The organism is Longimonas haloalkaliphila, assembly GCF_055379825.1.
The window spans coordinates 1838129-1859729 of the sequence record NZ_AP043948.1; the positions used below are offsets into that span (position 1 = coordinate 1838129).

14 protein-coding genes and 1 pseudogene are annotated in these 21601 nt (G+C 54.0%); 12 read left to right on the plus strand and 3 right to left on the minus strand.

Features of this window, described 5'->3' with window-relative positions; translation table 11 throughout:
* The first annotated feature begins 135 nt into the window (after nucleotides 1–135).
* The 4 genes from ACZ48V_RS07250 to ACZ48V_RS07265 all read left to right on the plus strand — a co-directional run bounded on the left by ACZ48V_RS07250 (nucleotide 136) and on the right by ACZ48V_RS07265 (nucleotide 5854).
* Nucleotides 136–1530, plus strand: a complete 1395-nt coding sequence (locus tag ACZ48V_RS07250) for a hypothetical protein (protein WP_464542996.1) — start codon at nucleotides 136–138, stop codon at nucleotides 1528–1530.
* A 110-nt stretch (nucleotides 1531–1640) separates the two neighbouring features.
* Entirely contained in the window at nucleotides 1641–2786 is a 1146-nt protein-coding gene (locus ACZ48V_RS07255) for a transposase (RefSeq protein ID WP_464538259.1), read from the plus strand.
* A gap of 167 nt (nucleotides 2787–2953) precedes the next feature.
* On the plus strand, nucleotides 2954–4540 hold the full coding sequence (locus ACZ48V_RS07260; protein WP_464542997.1) for a hypothetical protein: 1587 nt from the start codon (nucleotides 2954–2956) through the stop codon (nucleotides 4538–4540).
* A gap of 483 nt (nucleotides 4541–5023) precedes the next feature.
* On the plus strand, nucleotides 5024–5854 hold the full coding sequence (locus ACZ48V_RS07265) for a nucleotidyl transferase AbiEii/AbiGii toxin family protein (protein ID WP_464542999.1): 831 nt from the start codon (nucleotides 5024–5026) through the stop codon (nucleotides 5852–5854).
* Nucleotides 5855–5876: 22 nt separating this feature from the next.
* On the opposite strand, the gene ACZ48V_RS07270 is transcribed toward ACZ48V_RS07265, so the two are convergent.
* Nucleotides 5877–6785 carry a type IV toxin-antitoxin system AbiEi family antitoxin domain-containing protein gene (locus tag ACZ48V_RS07270; protein WP_464543001.1) on the minus strand — a complete coding sequence of 303 codons (909 nt, stop codon included), beginning with the start codon at nucleotides 6783–6785 and terminating at the stop codon, nucleotides 5877–5879.
* Between the two features lie 646 nt (nucleotides 6786–7431).
* Between ACZ48V_RS07270 and ACZ48V_RS07275 the strand changes: the two genes are divergently transcribed.
* Nucleotides 7432–7785 (plus strand): recombinase family protein, encoded by a 354-nt coding sequence (locus ACZ48V_RS07275; protein ID WP_464543003.1) that lies wholly within the window; start codon nucleotides 7432–7434, stop codon nucleotides 7783–7785.
* Here the strand turns inward: ACZ48V_RS07275 and ACZ48V_RS07280 are convergent.
* On the minus strand, nucleotides 7696–9243 hold the full coding sequence (locus ACZ48V_RS07280; RefSeq protein WP_464543004.1) for a Fic family protein: 1548 nt from the start codon (nucleotides 9241–9243) through the stop codon (nucleotides 7696–7698). The genes ACZ48V_RS07275 and ACZ48V_RS07280 overlap by 90 nt on opposite strands.
* Nucleotides 9244–9662: 419 nt before the next feature.
* On the opposite strand from ACZ48V_RS07280, the gene ACZ48V_RS07285 reads away from it, so the two are divergent.
* The 6 genes and pseudogenes from ACZ48V_RS07285 to ACZ48V_RS07310 all read left to right on the plus strand — a co-directional run bounded on the left by ACZ48V_RS07285 (nucleotide 9663) and on the right by ACZ48V_RS07310 (nucleotide 17668).
* Nucleotides 9663–10160, plus strand: a complete 498-nt coding sequence (locus ACZ48V_RS07285; protein ID WP_464543006.1) for a recombinase family protein — start codon at nucleotides 9663–9665, stop codon at nucleotides 10158–10160.
* Between the two features lie 203 nt (nucleotides 10161–10363).
* Nucleotides 10364–10726 (plus strand): hypothetical protein, encoded by a 363-nt coding sequence (locus ACZ48V_RS07290; protein ID WP_464543008.1) that lies wholly within the window; start codon nucleotides 10364–10366, stop codon nucleotides 10724–10726.
* Nucleotides 10727–11036: 310 nt separating this feature from the next.
* Nucleotides 11037–14762: a DEAD/DEAH box helicase gene (locus ACZ48V_RS07295; protein ID WP_464543010.1), complete on the plus strand. Its 3726-nt coding sequence runs from the start codon at nucleotides 11037–11039 to the stop codon at nucleotides 14760–14762.
* Nucleotides 14734–15521, plus strand: a pseudogene (locus ACZ48V_RS07300) (IS5 family transposase). The gene ACZ48V_RS07295 and the pseudogene ACZ48V_RS07300 overlap by 29 nt, the downstream one beginning before the upstream one ends.
* Nucleotides 15522–15612: 91 nt before the next feature.
* Nucleotides 15613–16767 (plus strand): hypothetical protein, encoded by a 1155-nt coding sequence (locus ACZ48V_RS07305; RefSeq protein ID WP_464543012.1) that lies wholly within the window; start codon nucleotides 15613–15615, stop codon nucleotides 16765–16767.
* Nucleotides 16757–17668: a hypothetical protein gene (locus ACZ48V_RS07310; protein WP_464543014.1), complete on the plus strand. Its 912-nt coding sequence runs from the start codon at nucleotides 16757–16759 to the stop codon at nucleotides 17666–17668. Before ACZ48V_RS07305 ends, ACZ48V_RS07310 begins: the two co-directional genes overlap by 11 nt.
* A gap of 229 nt (nucleotides 17669–17897) precedes the next feature.
* On the opposite strand, the gene ACZ48V_RS07315 is transcribed toward ACZ48V_RS07310, so the two are convergent.
* On the minus strand, nucleotides 17898–18767 hold the full coding sequence (locus ACZ48V_RS07315) for a phosphodiester glycosidase family protein (RefSeq protein ID WP_464543016.1): 870 nt from the start codon (nucleotides 18765–18767) through the stop codon (nucleotides 17898–17900).
* A gap of 320 nt (nucleotides 18768–19087) precedes the next feature.
* Here ACZ48V_RS07315 and ACZ48V_RS07320 point away from each other — a divergent pair, with 320 nt between their 5' ends.
* On the plus strand, nucleotides 19088–21550 hold the full coding sequence (locus ACZ48V_RS07320) for an Hsp70 family protein (protein ID WP_464543018.1): 2463 nt from the start codon (nucleotides 19088–19090) through the stop codon (nucleotides 21548–21550).
* The last annotated feature ends 51 nt before the right edge of the window (nucleotides 21551–21601 follow it).

Below are 21601 nucleotides of genomic sequence, written 5' to 3' on the forward strand. Positions count from 1 at the left end.
TGATCTCACTAATGAGATGTGTCCAAAAAATCAGGCACATGTTTACGATGAGCCTACATCCAGATGCTGTCGACCATCCTAAGAGCGTGTGCCTCGTACATCTTCTATACGCACCAAAACTCGAAACCACGTATCATGGACTCCTCCCCCCTCAGCCAAACTATCGATCATTTCCAAGCTGCTTTTGGCGTTGAAAATCAAGATTTAGAAGCAGATTCCGAGGCTACAGACGAAGGCTTCAGATCTCTTCTTTCGATAGATAGCGATCGCCGCTTAAAGCTCTTTCGGCTCGTCAACACTATTCATCAGAACCCTGATGACATTGACGCTCTCGAAGAGTATGTAAACCTCTTATTGAGATCTGTTGAGCATACAGATGACAGCGAAATTCTCGAGCGCTGTGATCAGGCTGAAGCCTTTCTACTCGAACAGGCTCAGCATGTCGCTGATGATCACGTTGAGGATGTGGTTGCTCTCACTGAGCATCTCGACAGTATTCGTGCTATTATATTACATGCCTCCGATGCGAGCATGGAGGTGTCTGAAGAAGACAAAGAAGCAGAAGAAGCGCTTGAACAGTGGCGCGAGGATGGTCTTGAAAACGATATTCCCTCCAACACCTCGGAAGTGCGCCAGGCTCTCGAACTCGCGCGCAATGTTCACTCCTTGATTCAGTATCGGGACGGTGAAGCAGTACGTGGGCTTCAAGCATATGTGCACCGGCTGCAATCAGCACTTGAGATTAATGAACTTCTCAGCGAAGCGCGATCTTCCATCGATGCGGCTGCTAACGAAGATAGTGCAACCGCATCTGCCTATCTTCTTCAGTCAGCAGAGCAGGTCATACGACAGTTAGTTACCAAACGTAGGGTAGCGGAGAAAGAGAGAAAGGAACGGATTGGCAAGACTATTAGACTTTTTGAGGAAACATCAAACAAAGTTACAGAGGCCCAGCGCAAGCGAGAGGACGAACGCTTGTGGAATACGTTATTAGAGCGTCACAGCGGGCTCTCAGAAGACTCTTATATGGATGCATTAGTTAACCTACCCAGTGGTAAGGCACACAGAACAGGGGATAGACGATTCACCAGAGGGATCCGCAAAATGGAGCAGGTGCTTCAAGACACAAACCAAACAGTCTCACAACTACAGACTGACGTTTATGTGACGGAGGCTATTTCGACTCTCGACGATGTTCAGGGAGCCATCGAAAGGCTCCAGAAACGTCGTCATCAGGCATACAATCAATATGCAATGCATGCAATTAGAGACGCACTTGAGGATGGCGAGAAAGAGACAGGCCTTGTTGGTGATCAGGAGAAGCTCTCCGATGCCGTCGTTGAGCTTGGTCAGATTGACCGGCAATACTTGACCCGTGAGGTTGACCGATGCTATGCTGAAGTATTTGAAATGCTATACAACAATCTCAAGAAAGCAAAAAGCGAGTCGGACTTCGAAGAAAAAGGTCGCAAACTCAACGCTCTCAAGCGGCTTCACGATGTTACGCCTCATCCCATCGAGGCTTTTTAGCTGCCTATCGCACACTTGTTGGTTGTCTACTATAGGACTTACGCAGTTGCCTAATAATTTTTGTAGTTTCAAGTTATCCACGCTTTACAATGCCGATTTAAGGTCTCCCGATGAATCCTCCCAAAGTCGACGACCTCGACTACATCCACTTTCTGATTGCCGCGCAGAAGGAGTTTACCTGCACCGAAGCGTCCCGCTCGTATCCCAAAGGGAAGAATGCTCCGGCGCACGACGCCTTCACCCGCCTGTTGCAGAGACGGCCTCCAGATACGGAGGCGTTGTGGCAGGAAGCGGAGCCGGTCGTGGAAAAAGACGAGGGACTGTTGATCTTCGACGATACGACGTTGGATAAGCCCTACGCCAACAAGATTGAGCATGTTACCTGGCACTGGAGCGGCAAGCACAAGGATGTGGTCAAAGGCATCAATTTACTGACGCTTCTGTGGCGGGGCTCCTCGAATCCGTCGTTGCCTGAGCAGTTGGAAGAGGAGCAGTTGGAAGAAGGGCAGTTGGAGGAAGAAAAGCAGGAGCCCCACGTGCCTTGTGACTTTCGTCTCTACGAGAAAGACGGGAAGACGAAGAACGAGCACTTTCGTGAGATGGCCGCCACCGCCGCTGAACGAGGGTTTGAGCCCAAACACGTCCTGTTCGACAGCTGGTACAGTGGGTTGGACAACCTAAAAACGGTTCGAGATCTGGGATGGACATTTCTCACGCGGCTGAAGAAAAACCGGAAAGTCAATCCCGACGACACCTTCAACCGACAGATTCAGGAGATTACCATTCCCGAAGCGGGACGGACGGTGCACTTGAAGGGATTCGGCTTTGTCAAGGTCTTCCGGACCGTCTCCACAGACGAAGACGCGGAAGATGCCAACGCGGAAGATGCCAACGCGGAAGATGCCAACGCGGAAGATGCCAACGCGGAAGATGGGGGCACGCAAAAACTGCAATACTGGGCGACCAACGACTTGGAGATGCCCGAAGCGAAGCGCAAGCAGCTTGCACGCCGCGCCTGGGGCGTAGAGACCTATCACCGCAGGCTCAAGCAATATTGTGGGGCCGAGCGCTCGCAATGCCAGAGCATCCAGGCGCAGCACAATCACATTCAGATGTCGATCCGCGCTTTTTTGCGGCTGGAACTACACCGCGTGGAGACAGCGATCAGCTTCTACGAGTCAAAAACGGCCATCATTCGGGAGGCCATCCGGGCCTATTTGACGGATCCAACTTACATCCTACCCTCAAGTGCGTAACTCCTATACTATATCTCCCTTTTGCTATGCCTATACCTGTTTCTTCTCCTCCCGACTCATCCTTTTCTAAAGCTCGAAGCCGACGCAGATCTACTCGTCTTGCAATGCGCGTGAGCACTAATGCTCTTGCCTCGGGAGGAGCCGCTGCTATAGGACTTAAACATGCTATGCCGGCCTCTGATGTCTTCTTATACAGCGGTTCGGATGGGCTTTCCAGTGCTGCAAAGGGACGTTTGGGGGAATATGTCATGGATAAAGTCATGACTAAAGAATTCTTGCGAGGAACTGGAAACTGGGTTTCGTCTCCTGCAAGAAACAGTATTCATGGGCTGGATGGACTTTACCTTCGAGCTGACAGCCAAGGTAGAATACGGAATCCGTTGGTTGTGGAAGCAAAGTATAACACTTCAAGGCTGGGAATGACCAAGGATGGCCTTCAAATGAGCGATGGATGGATACGTCCACGGATGAGCACGCCAGCTCAAATATACCGGGACACTATTTGGGAAAGTGGCGATTCGGTAATTGAGCGAACTATCGTTCCAGAGAATGTCGATTCCATTGCGGTTCCACTTTCCGGCAGCCAGACCGCAGATGTTTGGAAAGAAAACGACGTTTATAACGTGCGAGTCCCAAAGGGATATACGACGGCAGATATCAAGCGGCAACTCAAGAATGCAGCCAAGATAGTTGAGGGAGCAGGAGACGGTGTAATCAGCTATCGATCTCGCTTATTTAACTACAACGTGGAAGAGGGAACCCACCGCATTACCCTCACTCATTTAGGCAAAGATGGAAATCCTGTCGTAGGGACTAACGGAGCCATAGTCCGCGAGGTAATCGATTACAAGCCAGGAGAGCTTCCTGAGAAGATTCGTGAGGGCATACAATCTGCGTTTCAGTCCACTCTTGAGGATGAAGGTGTACCTTCTCCCGTCGCCAAGAAGTTGGCGAAATTTTTTGCTGACAACCCTGACTTTGCTGAAACGGTGGGTCTCACCACTCGGGACGGTCGGTACATACGATACACAATGGGAACAGTACACGCTCTCGGTGTAGCTGCGATCAGTGGTATTTTGTCGGTTTTAGTGCAGGCAACGAGCCAGCGTCTATTCGATGGAGAAGTCGACTGGGACAGTACCAAAAGGCAGGGTGCAATGGTTGCGCTATCTTCGGGAACTGGTTATGTATTTGGCGCAGCAATACATGGAACGCTCATCAACACGACAGTCGGCCAACAATTGGTCAAAATGATGCCTGTGCAGCATATTGCAGGTCAGTCGATCAGTCGAGTGTTGGGGACCGCGGGAGGCGCCGTGATTGGTTCTACTGTTTACCTCGCGGGTATGTACTTCCTGGGAGAGATGGGCGGCAAACAGTCGAAGCGTATGTTGACACGCTCTACAGCACAGGTGATAGCTGCGAAAGGAGCTGCTGTAACGGCTGTTGGTGGAGCAACTGCTCTGGGCACAGCAAGCACAGGAACGGCTATTTCGTCATTGAGTGGAGCCGCCGCCAAAAATGCCGCTCTTGCATGGTGGGGGGGAGGATCTATTGCCTCCGGAGGATTTGGAATGACTGGAGGAATGGTAGTTCTTGGGGGCATCGGTGCTGCTGCTGGCGTAGTTGCAGTCGCGTCCACTGGGTATGTATTCAGAAAGATGGATGAAGCCGAGCAAATGACTACAGTGAAGGCTCGACTGAGCATCGTGGAGAATCGCATCTCGGAAGGAATACAGCCAGAGTGGCAGTAATCTAATCGCATTTCTCTCATTGTATGCACCGTACAGGGAAATAGCAGGCAGAACAGACCTGATGCCTCATCGTGCCTGTTCTGCTACCTGCTTATCAGGTATCGACCCCTGATAACAGGCCTTATAACGAACTCGATATACTATACGTCGAGCCCACCTGTGCACGCCTCTTGCCGGCAGATACCAATAGAACACTTTGTCTCTACTTTGAATGGTGGCGGGCCATAGAAGAGATATGGTTAGATTTCTGTGGTTACGCGCTTGTCGGCAGGTCTTTCTCGAAACGAACTTGACAGTTTAGCGAGGTACAAGTAGACCTGTAAAAGCTAAAGGGGTGCTGGAATGATTCCTCACATCTCCATCGATATCTTGTCCATCGATATCTTGCGTTCGTGGACAGGCAGGTTGACATTAGTGGCGTAAGACTCAATGAGGTAGCCCTTGAAGGGCTTCGTTTTGATCAATCTAATTGCTGAGTAGCCTATGCCTCATCTCCCCGATGATGACGCGATTTATGCTGTGCTGCACGCGCTGTCCCTCGATGACAAGCTCCATGAACAGTTTGTACTCAAAGGAGGCAACGCGCTCCGATTAGCCTACAAGAGTCCCCGGAGCTCAGTAGATGTTGATTTTAGCTCAACGGAGGCCTTTCCAGACCAGCCCCACGAAAAGACGCAAGTCCTCCTCGAAGACATCGAAGAACGCCTCAATCGAGCCCTGGAAGACATCGCTCCGATGTACGACTTTGCGGCTTTGATTGTCCAGAGCACGCACATTCACCCCGGGAACCATGACCCGAGGGAATTCCCAGCATTGGAAATTAAGGTGGGCTATAGCGAGTTAGAAGATCGAGATCCGCCATTTAGCGATGTCGTCAAGCTGGAAATCACGCTGAACGAGGTCGTGTGCGCGGATGAGTATGTGTCTGTCGACAGTGGAAGTGCAGGCAACATCGATCTCCATGTCTCGGGCCTCGACGATATTATTGCGGAGAAGCTGCGGTCTCTTCTTCAGCAAGTTGAGCGCAAGCGGAATCGGCCCGGCGACGTCTACGACATTTGGTTTTTCACCACCCACGTTGGAGCTATTCTCAGTGAGGAGAACATCGCTATGTACCTCCAAAAGAAGAGCCACGACCGACTGGGCGTTGATAAAGTAACACGTGATATGTTTACAAATCCCGAGGTGCGCGAGCGGGCTTCGGTCGGCTACGAAGATATTGCCAGTCGTCTTCCCGGTGGCGAGACCCTTCCGCCTTTTGAGGCGGCCTTTGATCAAGTGATTCAGTTTGTTGAAGCCTTGGATCTGCCCTAATGGGACCTGTCCTAAATCGCGTCTACGAATACGAAGCGTCTTCGGTGTCGAGAATAGAGATGGGATGGTTGATCGAGAGATTCCATTCCTCGCTGTATGAGGATGCGTACTCCTTGTCAGGATTGAGCACGCGGGAGCCTCCTCTCGGGCTTTTTTCGGCTTTCCACCGGGGAAAGTGAGCGTGATGCATGCCGAGCGTTTCCATAACGAATCCCACACGCTGATACAGAATGAGCTGGTCCAGCCGTTCGGTATAGTCGACCAGCCGGTTCGGGTCAGGGTCGGCGCGAACCCAGGCCCGGAATACTTCGCTGAGCCCTCCGCAGTAACTCGGCTGTTTCAGCCCATCGATTAGCGTGCGTTCAACATCTGTGCAACGGACTGGAACGCCCTGGACCGAGGGGGTGCTATGGCCGAATACCCAGTCTTCTTTCAACCGGTGGGTCTTGAGCGTAAAGTCTTCGTAGCTCTTTACTCGGACGCGCCGGGGAAGGGCGTGCGTGCGCCATTCCTCGGGCGTTGTCCCAACGGGGACAATGGGACCGGATGCCTCCCGGCTTGTCCGCTTGACAACCGTCCCAGGCGAGGACGTCCCCTCATATAGGTGAATAACACGGGATCGTTGATCGGTGAGGCGGTGGATCTCAAGAGCTGAGGAATGAGACAGAATGTCCAGCGGATAGGCTTCGCTAGCCAACTCATAGATATTGAGGCTCCGACGGGCATAGGGGCTCGTGATCTTGAACAGGCTTTGGCCTCTGATCGGAGTAATCAACTCGTCGCGTCGGAGACGGGACAATACGCGGTCGACGTTCTTTTCAGGATAATAAGGGTCCCGTTCGCGCCTCAGAATCACATGGGCGCGCCAGGAAGAGAGGATGTGTCGGGCCTCTTCAGCAAGTTTAGTGAGGACAAGAAAGGTGTCTTTCATGTGTTTTGACTTGTTAGCCCTTTGCATCATGTCCTGAGGATCATGATGCAAAGGGCAATACGTTGTAAACTAACAATCGTTTCCTGCAGTGTCACAGAAGAGATTCGATCTCTCGCGTATCGGCACTGTGAGTTTGCGCCTCAGGGCGTCATTGGCGTTTCCCCCGTGTCAACGCCTGGGCTGTCAACGCGCCGGTCTTCGGGGGGCGGCTCGCTATCTGGGGCCTGATCCAAGATCGCCTGGGCCGCGTCACACGAGCCGCGTGCCCCCGTCAGCAATCCTGCATCCTGCCCAAGGCAATCGAAAGATATTGCGGAAGCTGCTCTTGGACTCCTTTGCTGATCTCGAAGACCCGCCTGAGGACCCGCGTAAAGAGGAAAATGCCTGCTACCTGCTTTTAACTTGTATCCGTCTCAAAACCAGTCTGTTTTGAGACGAATCTCCCATGCGCTCTGCCCCCCGTATAATAGGTATAAGCAGCTCCGCTCTTCTACCTCAACGTCTCAAAAGACGTATCAAAACAAATTGTATCGATTGTTGTTGTAGCTTTCAGGTATTGATACAAACCACGAGTCAACCGCGGTTGACTCCTGAATCAGTTCAGACTTCCCAAGGAGCTGTCGCTCACGAATAGCTGTCGCTTCCCATGCACATTGGCGACGCCCGCGTCTCCACCGGCGAACAGAACTTCGACCTTCAGACCGACGCCCTCGAATCCGAAGGCTGCGAGCGCGTCTTTACCGTTGAGCTCAGCGGCGCCACGGCCGAGCGGCCCGGACTCGGAACTTTGCAACCTGCTGAGGTCGCCCTCGGTGAGCGGCGAGGGTCCCATGCTGTTCACAGCTGTTCACAGCACCGGGTTGTTCGCAGAACCGGCGGTACCAAAGAGTCCAGCTGCTTCGCCACCGCCCTACCCCATGCATTCAGCAAAAATCGTCTCGATCTCATCTACCTCGCTCTCTGTCAATTCGGCAAACTCCTTCGTGCGGGCTCGCTTTGACAACGTTCCCTCGTTCTGGCGTAGGAAGCGGTGCAAGAGGTCATACATGGCGGATGGCATCTCGACGACGTATCGCACCCGCTCTACGAAACGATCGTAGCTTTCGAGGTAGGCCACTTCCTCCGGCAGGTCGCGCCGTACGGTCTCCTCCACGCAGCCGTACAAGAACTCGGCGTGCGCCGTCGCATCGAAGAACCGGTAGTGGTCCGCCGTGTCGTTCAACACGCGCACATTGCCACGACCGGTCGGCTCCCACTCAATGAAAGAAAGGAGCGGTTTCGAGTAGGACTGAAGCACGGTACGATAAGCAGAAATGTTGCGCAGGATGGCCGCGCTGATCGGAAATGGAAGCTCCGGCGGATTGTATCCGGCCTCGGCGAGCACGTGGTGGATGAGCCACCGGTGCACCCGGCCATTTCCGTCCTCGAACGGGTGGATGTAGACCAAGCCAAAGGCCGCCACCGCCGCTACGATGACGGGATCCATGTCGTGCTCTTGGGCCCGCTCGACGTACGCGATCACACCTTCCACGAGGTCAGGTAGATCCTCCGGTTTGGCGCTGATATGCTCGGGGAGCGGTTCGCTGGTCCGCCGGTGGCGCATGCCGATGAAGCCGCCCTCCTCGCGCAGACCAATCGTTACGAAGCGTTCGTCGCCGATGACGATGCGCTGAAGCCGGACGAGCTCTCGGGCGGTGAGCTCGGTCGCCCCGGCTTCAGCAATGGCCTGTCCCCAGCGATGCATGCGGTCGCGTGGGGGCGACTCCCCTTCGATCTCGAACGAGGACTGGCTATCGCTTAGCAGCAGGAACGCCGCTGCCCGTGCGGTCACGTCGGGATGGGTACGCCCGACCACCTCACGTGCCTCTCGGTCCAGCTCCGCACGCACGTTCTCTTTCAGCGTCTCCGTCCACCGTACCATCGGGCAGAAACGCGGAGAGCCCGGCACGTTATTTCGTACCTGATGCCGACGCGAAAGCTCACCATCTGGCAAGGCCACCTGCTGCGACGGATCGACCACGTCCACGGCCGCTGGGCGCCCCTTCACATCGGGCACCCCGAGCTTGCGTCCCGTGAGCCACTCATACAGAAACCAGATGCGGCGCGTGTACTTGCCGGTTGGAGACCCGCCCACCCACGAGCTCAGCACCCCTGCAGGTATCTCCTTAAAAAGCGCGTTCAAGACGGCCAGGCTGATGCCCTCCAACTTGAGTGCCAGCTCCAGATGATCCGTTAGGGTATCATCGGGCTTCCGCCGGCGAGGAAGGACCCACCAACGGGCCGCCTCCTCCGGCTCATGGCGCTTTGCGACCATCGCAAGTCGGGGCGGAGCCGGAATCGATAGCTCGAAGTGCTCGATCAGCGCGCTGTATCCACATGGCCAACCGGGCTCTGGCATACCTCGCCCGTTCCAACTCGTGCGCGGCTTGTTCGGAAGGCGATCCAGCGTGAGTGACATGAACGTGCTTGTGGCTTCTGACAGGTAATCAGCTAATGGTAATCGACTCGCCAATGTGAGAACGCGACTGCAGAATGGTAGGCGCTTGGCAAAACACTCGCGGCTATTGACCACGTGCGCTATTGACAGAATGCTCGTAAGGCAGCAATCATTTGAGATATCGCCTGTAGGCTTGCCAAAATGATCGCAAACGCGCCTATGTTTGACAAAACACTCGCAAAGCAGGGATAAGTTCAGTTGATTCGCAGGCACCATTGATCCGCAGACACAAAACCCGCAGGTATCAAAAAACAGAAAGCAGTGCGTTCTGGCCGACCCTTGTTTGGCACTCGTGATCATACTTCAGCAGAATGACCGATCCAACTTTTCGGGCGCACCGCACGTAAATGGCTGTCGCTTTCATATAGCTCTTGCTTGATATGCACATCGGATATGCCCGCGTCTCCACCGGCGAACAGAACCTGGACCTGCAGACCGATGCGCTCGAAGAGGAAGGCTGCGAGGGCGATGTGCTCGTCGTCTGGCGTCTCGATCGCTTTGGGCGCTCTTTGAAAGACCTGATCTCCAAGGTCGAAACCCTCAAGGACAAGGGCGTTCAGTTCAAGAGCCTCAAGGAGAATCTTGATACCACCTCCAGCGCCGGGCGGCTTCAGTTTCATATCTTCGGCGCGCTGGCGGAGTTTGAGCGGGACTTAAACCGCGAGCGCACCATGGCAGGCCTCCGCGCGGCTCGTTCGAGAGGGCAAACTGGGGGGCGGCCGCGCGCCTTATCCGAGCAGGATCTCCCCGAGGTCCAAGCCCTGATGCGGGATCCGGATGTGCCCGTGCGCCGCATCTGCGAGCGGTTTGAGATCTCCAAGGCCACCCTCTACCGCTACGTCGGACCCAATGGCGAGCAGCGCTATGAGGGGGAATAGCAACGCAGAGCTTGTTGTTGGCCTACATGAGTCCCACAAAGCCCCTGAACGGTTCGTTTTAGGTTTGCCTGATGGGCAACCCAGAGTGGGCATTGCAACTGAGTTTATAGCTCGTTACCTTTTGCGCGCATACCAGTTATCAATACATCTCATATCAGTTGAGTTGTAGGACTTTTTCTCCTTCATAATTTTTCAGCTCTGTTATGACCAAGTCGAAAAACCTTCCTTGGAAACGTGATGAACTCATTCTTGCACTTGAGCTCTATCTCCAAGAGGGCACGTTGTCTGCCGGTAATCAGCGAGTGCGTGATCTAAGCGACGAGCTGCGCGAACTCGGGGTGTACCCCTCTGAACTGCAGAAGCACAATCACCGAAGTCCTGCTGCCATTCAAATGACTTTGCGACGGTTTGCAGGTGTAGACCCGAATTCTGATAAGAGCGGCCGCGACCGGGGCGGTGCTGAACTGAAAAAAGTGTCGGCGGAATTTGATGGGGATGCTGCTGCTGTTCAGAAGGCAGCCAAGAAGATCCGCCAGAAATACGTGTCGTCTACGGGGGACGAATAAGTGTGCTGCAGCAGAGGCAGTGCTCATGCACTCGCTCTGCTTTCGGTACATGCTACTTTGTGGATGTTGCAATAGAACTTGCGGCTCGCTCTACTCAACATAGGTGTCTCTGCCGGTGCGCTATGCGAAAGCACAAATCCATAAAAGCCTAAGCTGGGCTCTGCAGCACCATTAGTTCTATATCTTTGCATCCATACTTGCTCTTCCCGACTACCGTACAGTCTCCCCCTTCACTCTGACGTGCTACCTCTTCCTCTTGCATGATTACAATCCGGATCGAAGCCTGCTTTTCAACACGGCATAAGTGCCAGTGATACTATTTCTTGCTCTGGAAACTACCGACCTCTCTTCAGAACTGTCGGCCTCCGATGTGGAGGTCTGGCCGCGCCTTGTGGAGGTTGCCTGGCATGCGTACTCGCACAGCCGCGAACGACTTGCTAAGGAGAGTTATATCGTATGTCCGAATGGGTTTACCATTCCCAAAGAGGCAGCAAGCCGCCATGGCATTGCTACCGAAGATGCTTTGAACGCCGGGTATGAGTTGGAGACAGTCCTGAGTGCGTTGAATGACCGCCTGAAGGATGCTGATCTTGTTGTCACTCACAATTCACGGTTTACCCTGAACGTACTTCTGGCCGAGTACGAGCGCATAGGCATTTCGACCTCTCTTGGGAAGTTGCCTGCGGTCTGCACCATGCAGTCAACAGCCGATTTCTGCAAGAGGGAAGGAGTGACAGATGGAGGCTGGCCTCGGCTGAATCAGGTCTCTGAAGCGTTGTCAGGGACCAGGCAGGCGCCTGTTCACGAAGCGGGAAAAAATGCACAGACGCTCGTGTCTTGCTTCTGGAAATTGGTTGCCCGCAACGTTGTCACCCTTGATCAACCCGGACCATCACTCGAATCGGCTAATCATTCGGTTGGGGATGCAACGCTCGACTCGCACTCCTCAGAAGTAGCCGTTTCCAATACCAATAGCTCGGTGCTCCCCAGGGCAGAGCGCCACGATGTAGAGCGTGGAGACAGTGCTGACGCTTCAGTTCCCAGACCGCAGGAAGGGTTTCTCATTGATGAGGTCGATACCCGCATCCGTTCTATCCTACAAACGTGTCAAGAAACAGGTACTGAAGCCGACGAAGGTAGCGATCAGGATACTAGTGAACAGGATACCGAACATGAGGACAATGTACTGGATGCGTTTTATCGCCGGGTGGGTCGGTTTGGTGTAAAAGGCCTTTCTACAGATCCACCGTCTGATCCGATTGATTCGACGTTAGCCGTCGCGTACAATTATCTCTGTCGCGGACGTCCCACCCGCGCCTCGTTGGATTTAAGCATGTGGCTGATCGATCGGTATATACCTGAGGCGGGAGCAGCCCCAACGGACGAGGGGCCATCCATACACATCGTAACAGATGACGCCTTCTGGGATGGGGTTGATGCAGATGATCTGGCCGATGTTTTCAAGGCTTCCTCAGAAGACTTGGCTGATGTCGCAAAGCGTGTTGGTGAGTGTCCATTGCATATCCTCCGCCTCAGCCGTAATCTGATCCACGCCGCACACCTCCAAATTACCATCGTGTGGGCGATGCTGCAGAATAAGGATTCAGCTATGCAGCACGACGGAACCGAGGAACTCCGTGTGTATGTTGAGGGCCTCGACTCTGAACTTGTTGAGGCTATCTGTACCGATCTATCGCACCTTCTGTATCAACTGACTACACTTCGATACGGGACGGAGGCCTCATCACGTTACATCGCACACGTAGATGAGCCGCACTGTGCGGACTTGCATATCGATTTCGAACATGACGCTGCCACCGGTGCATCCGAGAACAGGTCGACTTCGGCTCAAGAAGAAAACGATCAGGCTTCCTCGTCTGCCAAACGGCTGACGATCATCCATCACGACAGCCTCGGCTTGACGGACGCCCCTGTGTGGCCTAAACGGCGCGTATTCGCCGATCGCATCGCATATCCCTCGATCGGAACGGTCCACCGCACCCGAGAGGAAGGCAAAGATCAGGAAGTCCAGAAGTTCAACTTTCACGATGAGGCGCGCCACAACGCCCTAATATATGTCCTTCAGAATGCGTTTCGGAAGCGCGCCTTTTATCCGGGGCAACCTGCAATTATTGATCGTGCCCTTCAATGCAAAGACGTCATCGGACTTCTGCCCACAGGCGGCGGCAAGTCGCTTACCTACCAGATCTGTGGCCTGCTGCAGCCTGGCACGACCATCATCGTAGACCCGATCAACTCGCTCATGCAGGATCAGTACGAAAAGTTGTGCGAGGAGCAAATGAATGCAAGCGACTATATCAACTCGTTGTACTCAAAAGAAAGGAAAGAAAAAGTATTAGAAGAGCTAAAAAGGGGCGAACTGAACTTCCTGTTTGTCGCCCCCGAGCGCCTTCAGATGCCAGCATATCGGCAGGCGTTCAAGGAGAGCCTGCAAGATGGGGTCCGTTTCTCCTACGGAGTCATTGATGAAGCCCACTGCGTATCAGAGTGGGGCCATGACTTTCGGCACGTCTATTTACATCTTGCCGATAACTTGGAAGAGTTTTGCACTTCCCGACATGTCTTGTCTGAAACATCTGAACAGGCAAACTATGGCCTCCCAGACCGTGGCCGTCTCCCGCTCTTTGGGCTTACTGCTACTGCTTCTTTTGATGTACTGGCAGATGTACAACGTGAACTGAGAATGGGAGAGGATGCTGTTATAACCCTTCCCCCTCAGGCGATTGACCGCAAGGAACTGAACTTTGACATTATACCCATCGGGACAGAAGTCGACGTTGACCACGTCGACCCTACGAAGCGTTTCTATGTACGCGAGGAGCAGCTAAGCTGGGACAAATACAATGAGGCTGAGCGCTTTATTCAAGAACATGTCACGAAGAAAATCCACGAGCTTCAAGACCCTCCCAACGACAGCGAGGCCCCCAGTCTTAATACCTTTCTGGGCCCGAACGAGAACGGTGAGTATGAAAATGCGGGTCTCATCTTCTGTCCGACGAAATCTCCCAGTTTGGCTAATGGCGTACTTGCGCTGCGTGATGGGCCGGGAAACTATGGGAATAAACAGAGCGACGATGACCCCGAACCTTACCTCAAACCGAAGGGACTTAAAGATCGCATTCCATCTCTTGAAATAGTAACCTACTTCAGCACGCAGGGCGCAGACACCGTCAAAGAGTCTTGGGTACAGAAGCAAGCTTCAGCATCTCAAAACAACCAGAAACGCTTCATCCGCAATCGTGCGAACCTCATGATGGCGACGAAAGCGTTTGGGATGGGTATCGACAAACCCAATATCCGGTTTACTTTGCATTACAGTGTGCCGAGTTCCGTCGAGAATTTCTATCAAGAGGCAGGACGCGCAGGTCGTGATGGCGAGCCTGCGATCTGTGGAATTCTCTACCACCATTGCGACCTCAAGGCCAACAAGAGCTTCCACCGAAACTCATTTAAGGGCCTTGACCGCGAAAAAGCCATTCTGGGTGAACTCCTGGAAGAGGTCCACTATGAAGATGGCTTCTTCGTTCGGAGCATACAGCAAACAGTCAAAGACAGGCTGACTCATGATTATAAGTTCTCTGCTCAAGTTCGGCTTTCTCTCTTTCCCAATGAGGACGGGGACGAACCTTTTCTACTTTACGTGAATGGGGAGTGGCGTGAGAACCCTGATAAACGCATGTGCTACGGCTGTCTCCATCTTGACGATCTCCGTCGGATCAACCCTGGCAAATATCGGAAGGGCGTTTCTAAAGATGACAGTCAGAAGGTTTTGGAGGTCGTGCGTGAGACGATCAAGGCAGAATCAGACACCCGTGACTATGCCGAATACCTAACTCGAACTAGGCTCTGTTTGAAAAGTCTTGGATTGGGTATCTTAACGACTGCCGTACCAGTTTCTGATCACCAACTTCTGTTTTCCGATGCGCCGCTACGAACTCACCGACACACAGTGGGACCTGATCGAGGATCTGTTTCCCGAGCAGACCATGGGGCGGCCTCGCCTCGACGATCGTAGGCTGTTCAATGGCATTCTGTGGATTCTTTGCTCCGGGGCGGCGTGGCGCGACCTGCCCGAGCGGTACGGCAAGTGGCAGACGGTTTATTCGCGCTTTCGTCGGTGGGAAGCGATTGGCTTGTTCGACCGGATCCTTGACCGGCTGCAGATTGAACTCGACGAACACGGATTGATCGACTACGCGACTTGGATGGTTGACTCGACCTCCGTTCGAGCCAGCCGAGCTGCTGCGGGAGCGCCCAAGAAAAAAGGGGCTCGTGCGAGGCCCTTGGACGCTCGCGAGGCGGTTTGACCACCAAAATCCACCTTGTGTGTGACTCAGGCGGGGTGCCGCTAACTGCCTGTCTCTCTGCGGGCCAGCGCCACGACGGGCCTCATCTGAAGCCGCTGATGAACACGGTACGCATTCCGCGTCGCCAGCCGGGCCGCCCGCGCACACGTCCCGACATGCTGGTTGCCGACCGGGGATACGATGCCCAGCACATCCGGCACTATCTGCGGCGGCGTGGGATCCAAGCGATGATCCCGGAACGGCGCCCCGGAAGAGGGCGCAAGCGGCGCCGAAAGGGACGACCTCCGGTATTTGACAAGGGGATGTACGCAAAGCGAAACGTGATTGAGCGACTGATCGGCTGGCTCAAAGAGTGTCGCCGGCTCGCCACCCGCTATGAGAAGTATGCTCGGTGCTACTTGGCCATGGTCAAACTGGCGTTCACCCGACGCTGCTTTCGAAAACTCGAGTTTTCAAACACTGCCTAAGTCTCCTGGCATCCTTCCACAGCTCCGCAATCGAGATGCTAATAGTGAGATAGAGCTCCCGATCGCATTTACAAGCGATGTCGTACAGAATATGACATCTAAATTGAAGGAGACGGGTCAACTCGACGACGATGATAGCGAGTACGTAGTTGCCGATGAGGTCGTCCGAGCTGCTTATAACTTCAGCCATGACGAAGATGACTTCATTGAACGGCTCTACTACCAGTATAGAAAGTATGTCAGATCTCGTAATGAGAGACGTTCCAAGCTTTCTCCTAAGCTGTCTTTAGACGAGGAGACAGAAGCCTTTTTTCGATCTTGCTTCCCCAATATCCGCAACCCGACAGATACTCAACGGGCGCTATATCGACTTTCGGTACTTGGAGTGATTGATGACTACAGCATCAATTATCAGGATCAGGTCTTGAATGTACGCTTCACAGGCAAGTCTGAAGCTTACTATCGAGAGCGTCTTGAAAAATACCTGCGCCGGTATCTTGGCGAGAAAAGCACTGAAGAGTGGCTTCAAAAAATAGATAGTCCCAAATACAACCATGAGACCCCTTCTCTGATAAAGCGCTGTCTTTGGGTACAGACCGAGTTTGTATATGAAGAGGTTGCCCGGAAGCGAAAGCATGCCATTGACTACATGGGTAGCTTATGCGAGGAGGGCATTGACCGAGGGGAATCGCACTTCCGAGATAGCATCGTTTACTACTTCACATCGAAATACGCCCGCGGCGAGTATTTACTTTCTGACCTTGATCAAGGTCAGACAGAGTCGCTTGCTATCGTTGATAAATATATCGAGTTCGTATTTAATCCTCCAGATGAACTCGGCGGGCAACTCGACAATGCCAAACATCTTCGAGGAGCTTGTGCACGACTTCAGACGACCCTGACCGGAGAGAATGCCGTGATTCAGGTTCTGAATGCGTTCAGCATCTTGGTTCTCGACTCTGTCGCCTTCGAGGAAAACGACACAACACAGGCCAGTTTCGAACCCTCGGTAGAAGCGGTCGAGGCCTACCGACGGGGCTTCACCTCTTTTGTACAGAGCCCCTCAACGTCCTGGAACGACATCTTAGACACGCTGGAACAGTTTCACCAGCGGCTTGCTGAAATCAGTTCAGTGGTAGAGGCATCGATGCGTCCGGATCGCGACATGTTTCTGGTCGAGCGTACCGCTCAGCACCTTGCTCAATTCAACCACTCATTAGGCATAGAGGAAGCCAATGGAAACTGACATCATAGAGACCCAGCGCCGCTTTGAGCAGCTGGTCACAGAATTAGAACGCCTCAAGTCCGCGACTGAACAGATTGACCGGAGTGCAGCAACAGTTGACGAACTAACAGACAACGTATCAGACGTTGTTGACGGTCTTGACGCACTGCTGGGCCAGATGCAAAACCTTGCTGCCGACAGCTTTGAGCAGCTTCAAACGGAGACCGACCGTCTTCAATCGGCCGCAGAACAACTGCGCGCGTTTCAGGAGACCGTCCAATCCCGCCATCAAAGCCAGCTTCAAGAGCTCAACGAACACGTGGATATGAGTCTTCAGAGGGTGTCGGAGGCGCACAGCGAGAGCGTCCAAGAGCTTTCTGAAAGCGCTACGGCCCTCATCAATCAGACGAAGCAGCAGTTGACTGCAGATGTCAAGGACCTATTAGATCAAGCAAAGCAGTCAACAGACGAGATCAAGGACGAGCTTAGTGCTTCAATTTCAGACACGAACAAAAAGGTTGAGGCGGCACACGAGAGCCTGATCGCCAACATCGACCGCACACGTCAACAGGTCGAACAGGTAAATGATGATTTGGCGGCGAACACCCATACACAAAAGCAGTCGGCGGCGACTATTCGAGAAGATGTGGCTGAGACCAAACGATCGGCTAAACAGTTCAAGGAAGAACTGGGCACCTCCATCGCGAACACCAATAATAAAATCGCTGCTGCCCAAGAGAGTACAGATGCCAGCATTAACCGCGTCCGTCAGCATATTGCGGAGGTAAAAACCGACGTTGAAAAGAATCGCCGACAGATTGAGGAGTTATCAGAAGCAACGGCAACGCAGAACCGGGTACTTACGATTCTGCTGGCCGTAGCGATCGTTCTGATACTGACTTCTCTTGTCGTTGCGCTGTAGGGGTACTTTCGGGATACGTGCAAATGTCAACGTAGTGAAGACCCTTCGCTACGCTTATGCTCGATGCGCTCATCCTCGGAGGTTGTGATGCATTCTTTTGCCCAGTACTCACCGACTGAGCAAGAAATATTTCAAGCTGAGCTGCTTAACGCCTTGAGCGCTTTGTCCCTAACGAATTCAGCACGCACTAACGGGTGCACGCCCAACGGATGAACCGCCTACTGCAGCGTCATCGGGGCTCAAAGGTCATGACCACCGGAATGAACCAGGCATCTCTGTTCTGGTCGTTTGGGTAGAATCCGGTTTCGTAGCTGCCGGCATACGTGGTATCGGGCAGGGTCACCGCATCCGTAGAGCGGATGACGAGCTGGGCTTCGGGGCCGCCTTCCAGATGCTGCGCCGCCACAATGTCCAGGGACAAGTCGAGCAGAATCGCATTGAAGGCGTGCATCGGATACGGGGTCCGGCTGTAGACAAGCACCAGGTGGCCGGCCCGGTCCTCGGCCAGCGCCATTTCGCTCCACCGCTTCTCCTGCATGCTCCACCGGTTTTCGCCCGGTCGCTTAATGAGGCGCAGGTTCTGAATCACGGTCTCGTATCGGGTGCGTATCTCGGGCAGCGGGGTTTCGTCGCGGTCGTAGATCCGGAAGGCCGGCACCGGCTCCCCACTCGGGGACCCCGGTTTCGGGTCGAACGCTGGTTTCGGGCCGAAGGCCGCCACCGACTGATAACGGTTGACACCAGCGCTATGTACGCCCTGCGGGGTGCGCAGGTAGCCGACATGGGTCCGATGGTCGGTGGCAAACATCCCGGCGTTGGTCACGATGGGGACGTCGAAGATCTGGGCCCACGACGGGCCCGATGGCGCTCGCCGCTCGTGGGGATTCTCGATGAGGGCCGGCGTGACAGCTTCCTCATACTGCTGAATGGTACGTACGCGGGGACGCCACTGCTCCGGATCCACGCGAAGCACGAGCCAGCGTCGAGTCGCCGATCCCGCCTGCAGGGCGCCCCGTGGGGAAGAGCCCGCGCTCCAAGCCGGACGCAAGTTCTTGCATGTGCGCTTCGCTTGCAGGCGTCCCCGTTGATGACTGACCATAGGCTAAGGACAGCGTTGACATGCCCAGTACGAACATGCAGACATAAACTTTCCAGACATAGACTTTCAAGCAGGCAGTATGCATTGATGTGAGCAACGCCAGAGGAGGAAGAAGGGAAATTATAGTACCATGTAGGCACAGGTTAAGACGCAAATCGCCCCCCGGGGATTCATCAGGCTGTATGCACCCCACCTGCAGCTACCTTCTATGTCTTGCGACTGCACAGCCCCTTGATAAGCAACTTGTATGTTACGGCCTAATTTATTAACGTAAGATGCGTTATTGGTTTACACTATACTCCTCTCTTCTTTGCTCTTTAGTGAATAACCGCAGTCTGCACATCACCACGCTGGTTCCGCAAACGCAAGATCAAGAGCTGGTCCGAGATCGTCTTCAAAACACTACGTTTGTCGGCATCGACTTCGGGACCTCCACAACGGTAGCCAGCTATGCTGTTCCTGGAGATAAAGAAGAGCCCATTCGAGCAGAACCTATTCCCGTACCACAGACGCTCCCCGACGGTGCCTCCTACGAACGGCATCTCGTTCCCTCAGTGATTGCATGGCACAACGAACGTCTTCTCATCGGGGCCGGTGCACGGCAACTTAAAAACCAGGATCGTGTGACGGAAGGGCGTTCGGTATGGTCCTCATTTAAAATGGATCTCGGTGTCGATCTGGGACCGCAGTACCACAACTCAAAATTAGGACGCGACCATCCGGTTACTACCATCGAGACGCCCCGTCACGCAGCGGCCGTGTTTCTGCGCTACATGCGAGAGCATATTGAAGCCTTCGTAGAAGACAGAGGGCTGCCCACCGACATTCAGTACTCAATTAGCATTCCAGCAGCTTTTGAGCCTAACCAGCGGGAGGACCTGATGCGTGCACTCCGCGATGCGGGCATCGATCTCCCCGAGCAAGCCTTCATCGACGAGCCCAACGCAGCATTCTTAAACTTCCTCACGGAAGCCAACATGTTTGGGGAAACCAAACCGCTTCAGATCCCCTCCGCTGAGCCGCTGCGGGTGCTGGTGTTCGACTTTGGGGCAGGTACGTGCGACATCTCCATTCTGGAAGTCGGGGACGGGCCTGACGGCTTCTACTCGAAAAACCTTGCCATCTCGCGTTTTGAGGTCCTCGGTGGGGACAACATTGACCGTCAACTGGTGCGTGAGGTGCTGCTGAACCAAATCTGTGAACAGAGCGGGATCACACCGCGTGACCTGCGGCAGACTGATGTCGAGAAGCGTGTAGTTCCGACGCTGAAAAGTGTTGCAGAACAGTTGAAGATTGCCGCGTGCAAGCGCGTATCCAGCGAGATGCCTGGCACCCGTCTCCCTGAACTGGCGACCGACCCGGAGGAGTCGCTTAACCCAACGCGCAACGCGGCGGTGTCTCTACCACGTCAGACCTTGGAAGCCGACCACTTCACGCTAACATATGCGGACTTTCACAGCGTCATGGCTCCCTTTTTAGACCCGGAAGGAGCCAGCTCAGACACTGACGATGTTATCAGCATTTTCCAGCCCATCCGGTCGGCCATACAAAAAGCACGACTGGAGGCTTTTGAGTTAGATCTCGTCTTGCTTGTGGGCGGGAGCTCGAAGAATCCCTATGTACAAGCCGCTCTACACGACCACTTCGGCACACAGGCCGTGGAGGTCGAAGTGCCGCGTGATCTCCGTTCGCATGTCTCGACCGGCGCTGCCATTAACTCACTCGTTGTCAATGGCCTGCGTACATCACTCATCAAACCGATCATAAGCGAATCCATCTTCGCGATCGTCCGCGATGCAGCAGGGGAGACTCTTCGCACACTTGTACCAGCCAGCACAGAAATTCCAGCACCACCGACAACGATCGACGACTTGCGCGTTGGCAGTGACGGACAGCAAAGCGTTCATATTCCTATATGTGTGGGGACGCGAAACAAGATCATGGCCACCCTGGAGGTCAAAGCACCCGACGCAAGTGGCTTCGAGCGTGGAACGGAGGTGCATCTCGACCTCCAGCTCAGCCGTGATAAGCTGTTGCAGGTGCAAGCAACCGTCGGCTCACAAACAGTACGGACGGAAATCGCGCGCCCCTTCGCCAACAGCGACCTGACGCCTGAAAAGCGACGCGTATTGGAAGCGGAACGTGCTGCTAACACTGCCTTGGCAAATCGTAGTGGTCGCACAACCATGAAGAAGCTCCTTGAACTGGCCGAAGTGTGTAGCGAGGTAGGAGACCATCTTCGCGCGGCCGAGATATTGGAGCAACTCCAGATGATGAATGCGAGCCTCCAACGTGAAACCAGCATTGCATGCGAGTACGAACAGGGAGGCCGCAATGACCTCGCTCTGAAATGGGCTAAAAAAGCCTATGATCGGAATGAAAGTGCCGTTACGGCCCGCAATGTCGCTGTTACAGCCTGGAATCAGAATCGTGACCGCGAGACATATGCCGAGTATCTGGAGAAGTCACTTGAGCTGAATGGCAGCTACGTGCCAACGCTGATGTCATTGGGAACGCACCTTCGAGGCAAAGATGAGGAGCGAAGCCGCGAGCTCATTGAGCGGGCTTTCGACATTCTCCAAGACAAAAGGCAGTACCGTGACCTCAGTGACAGCCGGCTACGATCACTCAAGCGGGCCGCAACCATTCTCGGGCACGATGAAGTCGCAGATGAGGTCAAGGCTGAATTGGACGAACGAGACTCTGTCTCTGATACAAAGAGCGGTGAATATGATACCGATAGCCTTGCCGCTCGCTTTGCGCCTGATGCACTCTCGCCGTAAATGGTCTGCTGCTTCGTCTTTCTCCTGTAGCAATCCACTTTTCTCATAGAT

Bases quoted from the DNA above. Each gene is read 5' to 3' on its own strand.
- ACZ48V_RS07270 (WP_464543001.1), bottom strand. From the start codon at position 6,785: ATGAAAGACACCTTTCTTGTCCTCACTAAACTTGCTGAAGAGGCCCGA.
- ACZ48V_RS07275 (WP_464543003.1), top strand. From the start codon at position 7,432: ATGCACATTGGCGACGCCCGCGTCTCCACCGGCGAACAGAACTTCGAC.
- ACZ48V_RS07250 (WP_464542996.1), top strand. From the start codon at position 136: ATGGACTCCTCCCCCCTCAGCCAAACTATCGATCATTTCCAAGCTGCT.
- ACZ48V_RS07260 (WP_464542997.1), top strand. From the start codon at position 2,954: ATGCCGGCCTCTGATGTCTTCTTATACAGCGGTTCGGATGGGCTTTCC.
- ACZ48V_RS07280 (WP_464543004.1), bottom strand. From the start codon at position 9,243: ATGTCACTCACGCTGGATCGCCTTCCGAACAAGCCGCGCACGAGTTGG.
- ACZ48V_RS07285 (WP_464543006.1), top strand. From the start codon at position 9,663: ATGCACATCGGATATGCCCGCGTCTCCACCGGCGAACAGAACCTGGAC.
- ACZ48V_RS07310 (WP_464543014.1), top strand. From the start codon at position 16,757: ATGGAAACTGACATCATAGAGACCCAGCGCCGCTTTGAGCAGCTGGTC.
- ACZ48V_RS07315 (WP_464543016.1), bottom strand. From the start codon at position 18,767: ATGGTCAGTCATCAACGGGGACGCCTGCAAGCGAAGCGCACATGCAAG.
- ACZ48V_RS07305 (WP_464543012.1), top strand. From the start codon at position 15,613: ATGACATCTAAATTGAAGGAGACGGGTCAACTCGACGACGATGATAGC.
- ACZ48V_RS07290 (WP_464543008.1), top strand. From the start codon at position 10,364: ATGACCAAGTCGAAAAACCTTCCTTGGAAACGTGATGAACTCATTCTT.
- ACZ48V_RS07265 (WP_464542999.1), top strand. From the start codon at position 5,024: ATGCCTCATCTCCCCGATGATGACGCGATTTATGCTGTGCTGCACGCG.
- ACZ48V_RS07255 (WP_464538259.1), top strand. From the start codon at position 1,641: ATGAATCCTCCCAAAGTCGACGACCTCGACTACATCCACTTTCTGATT.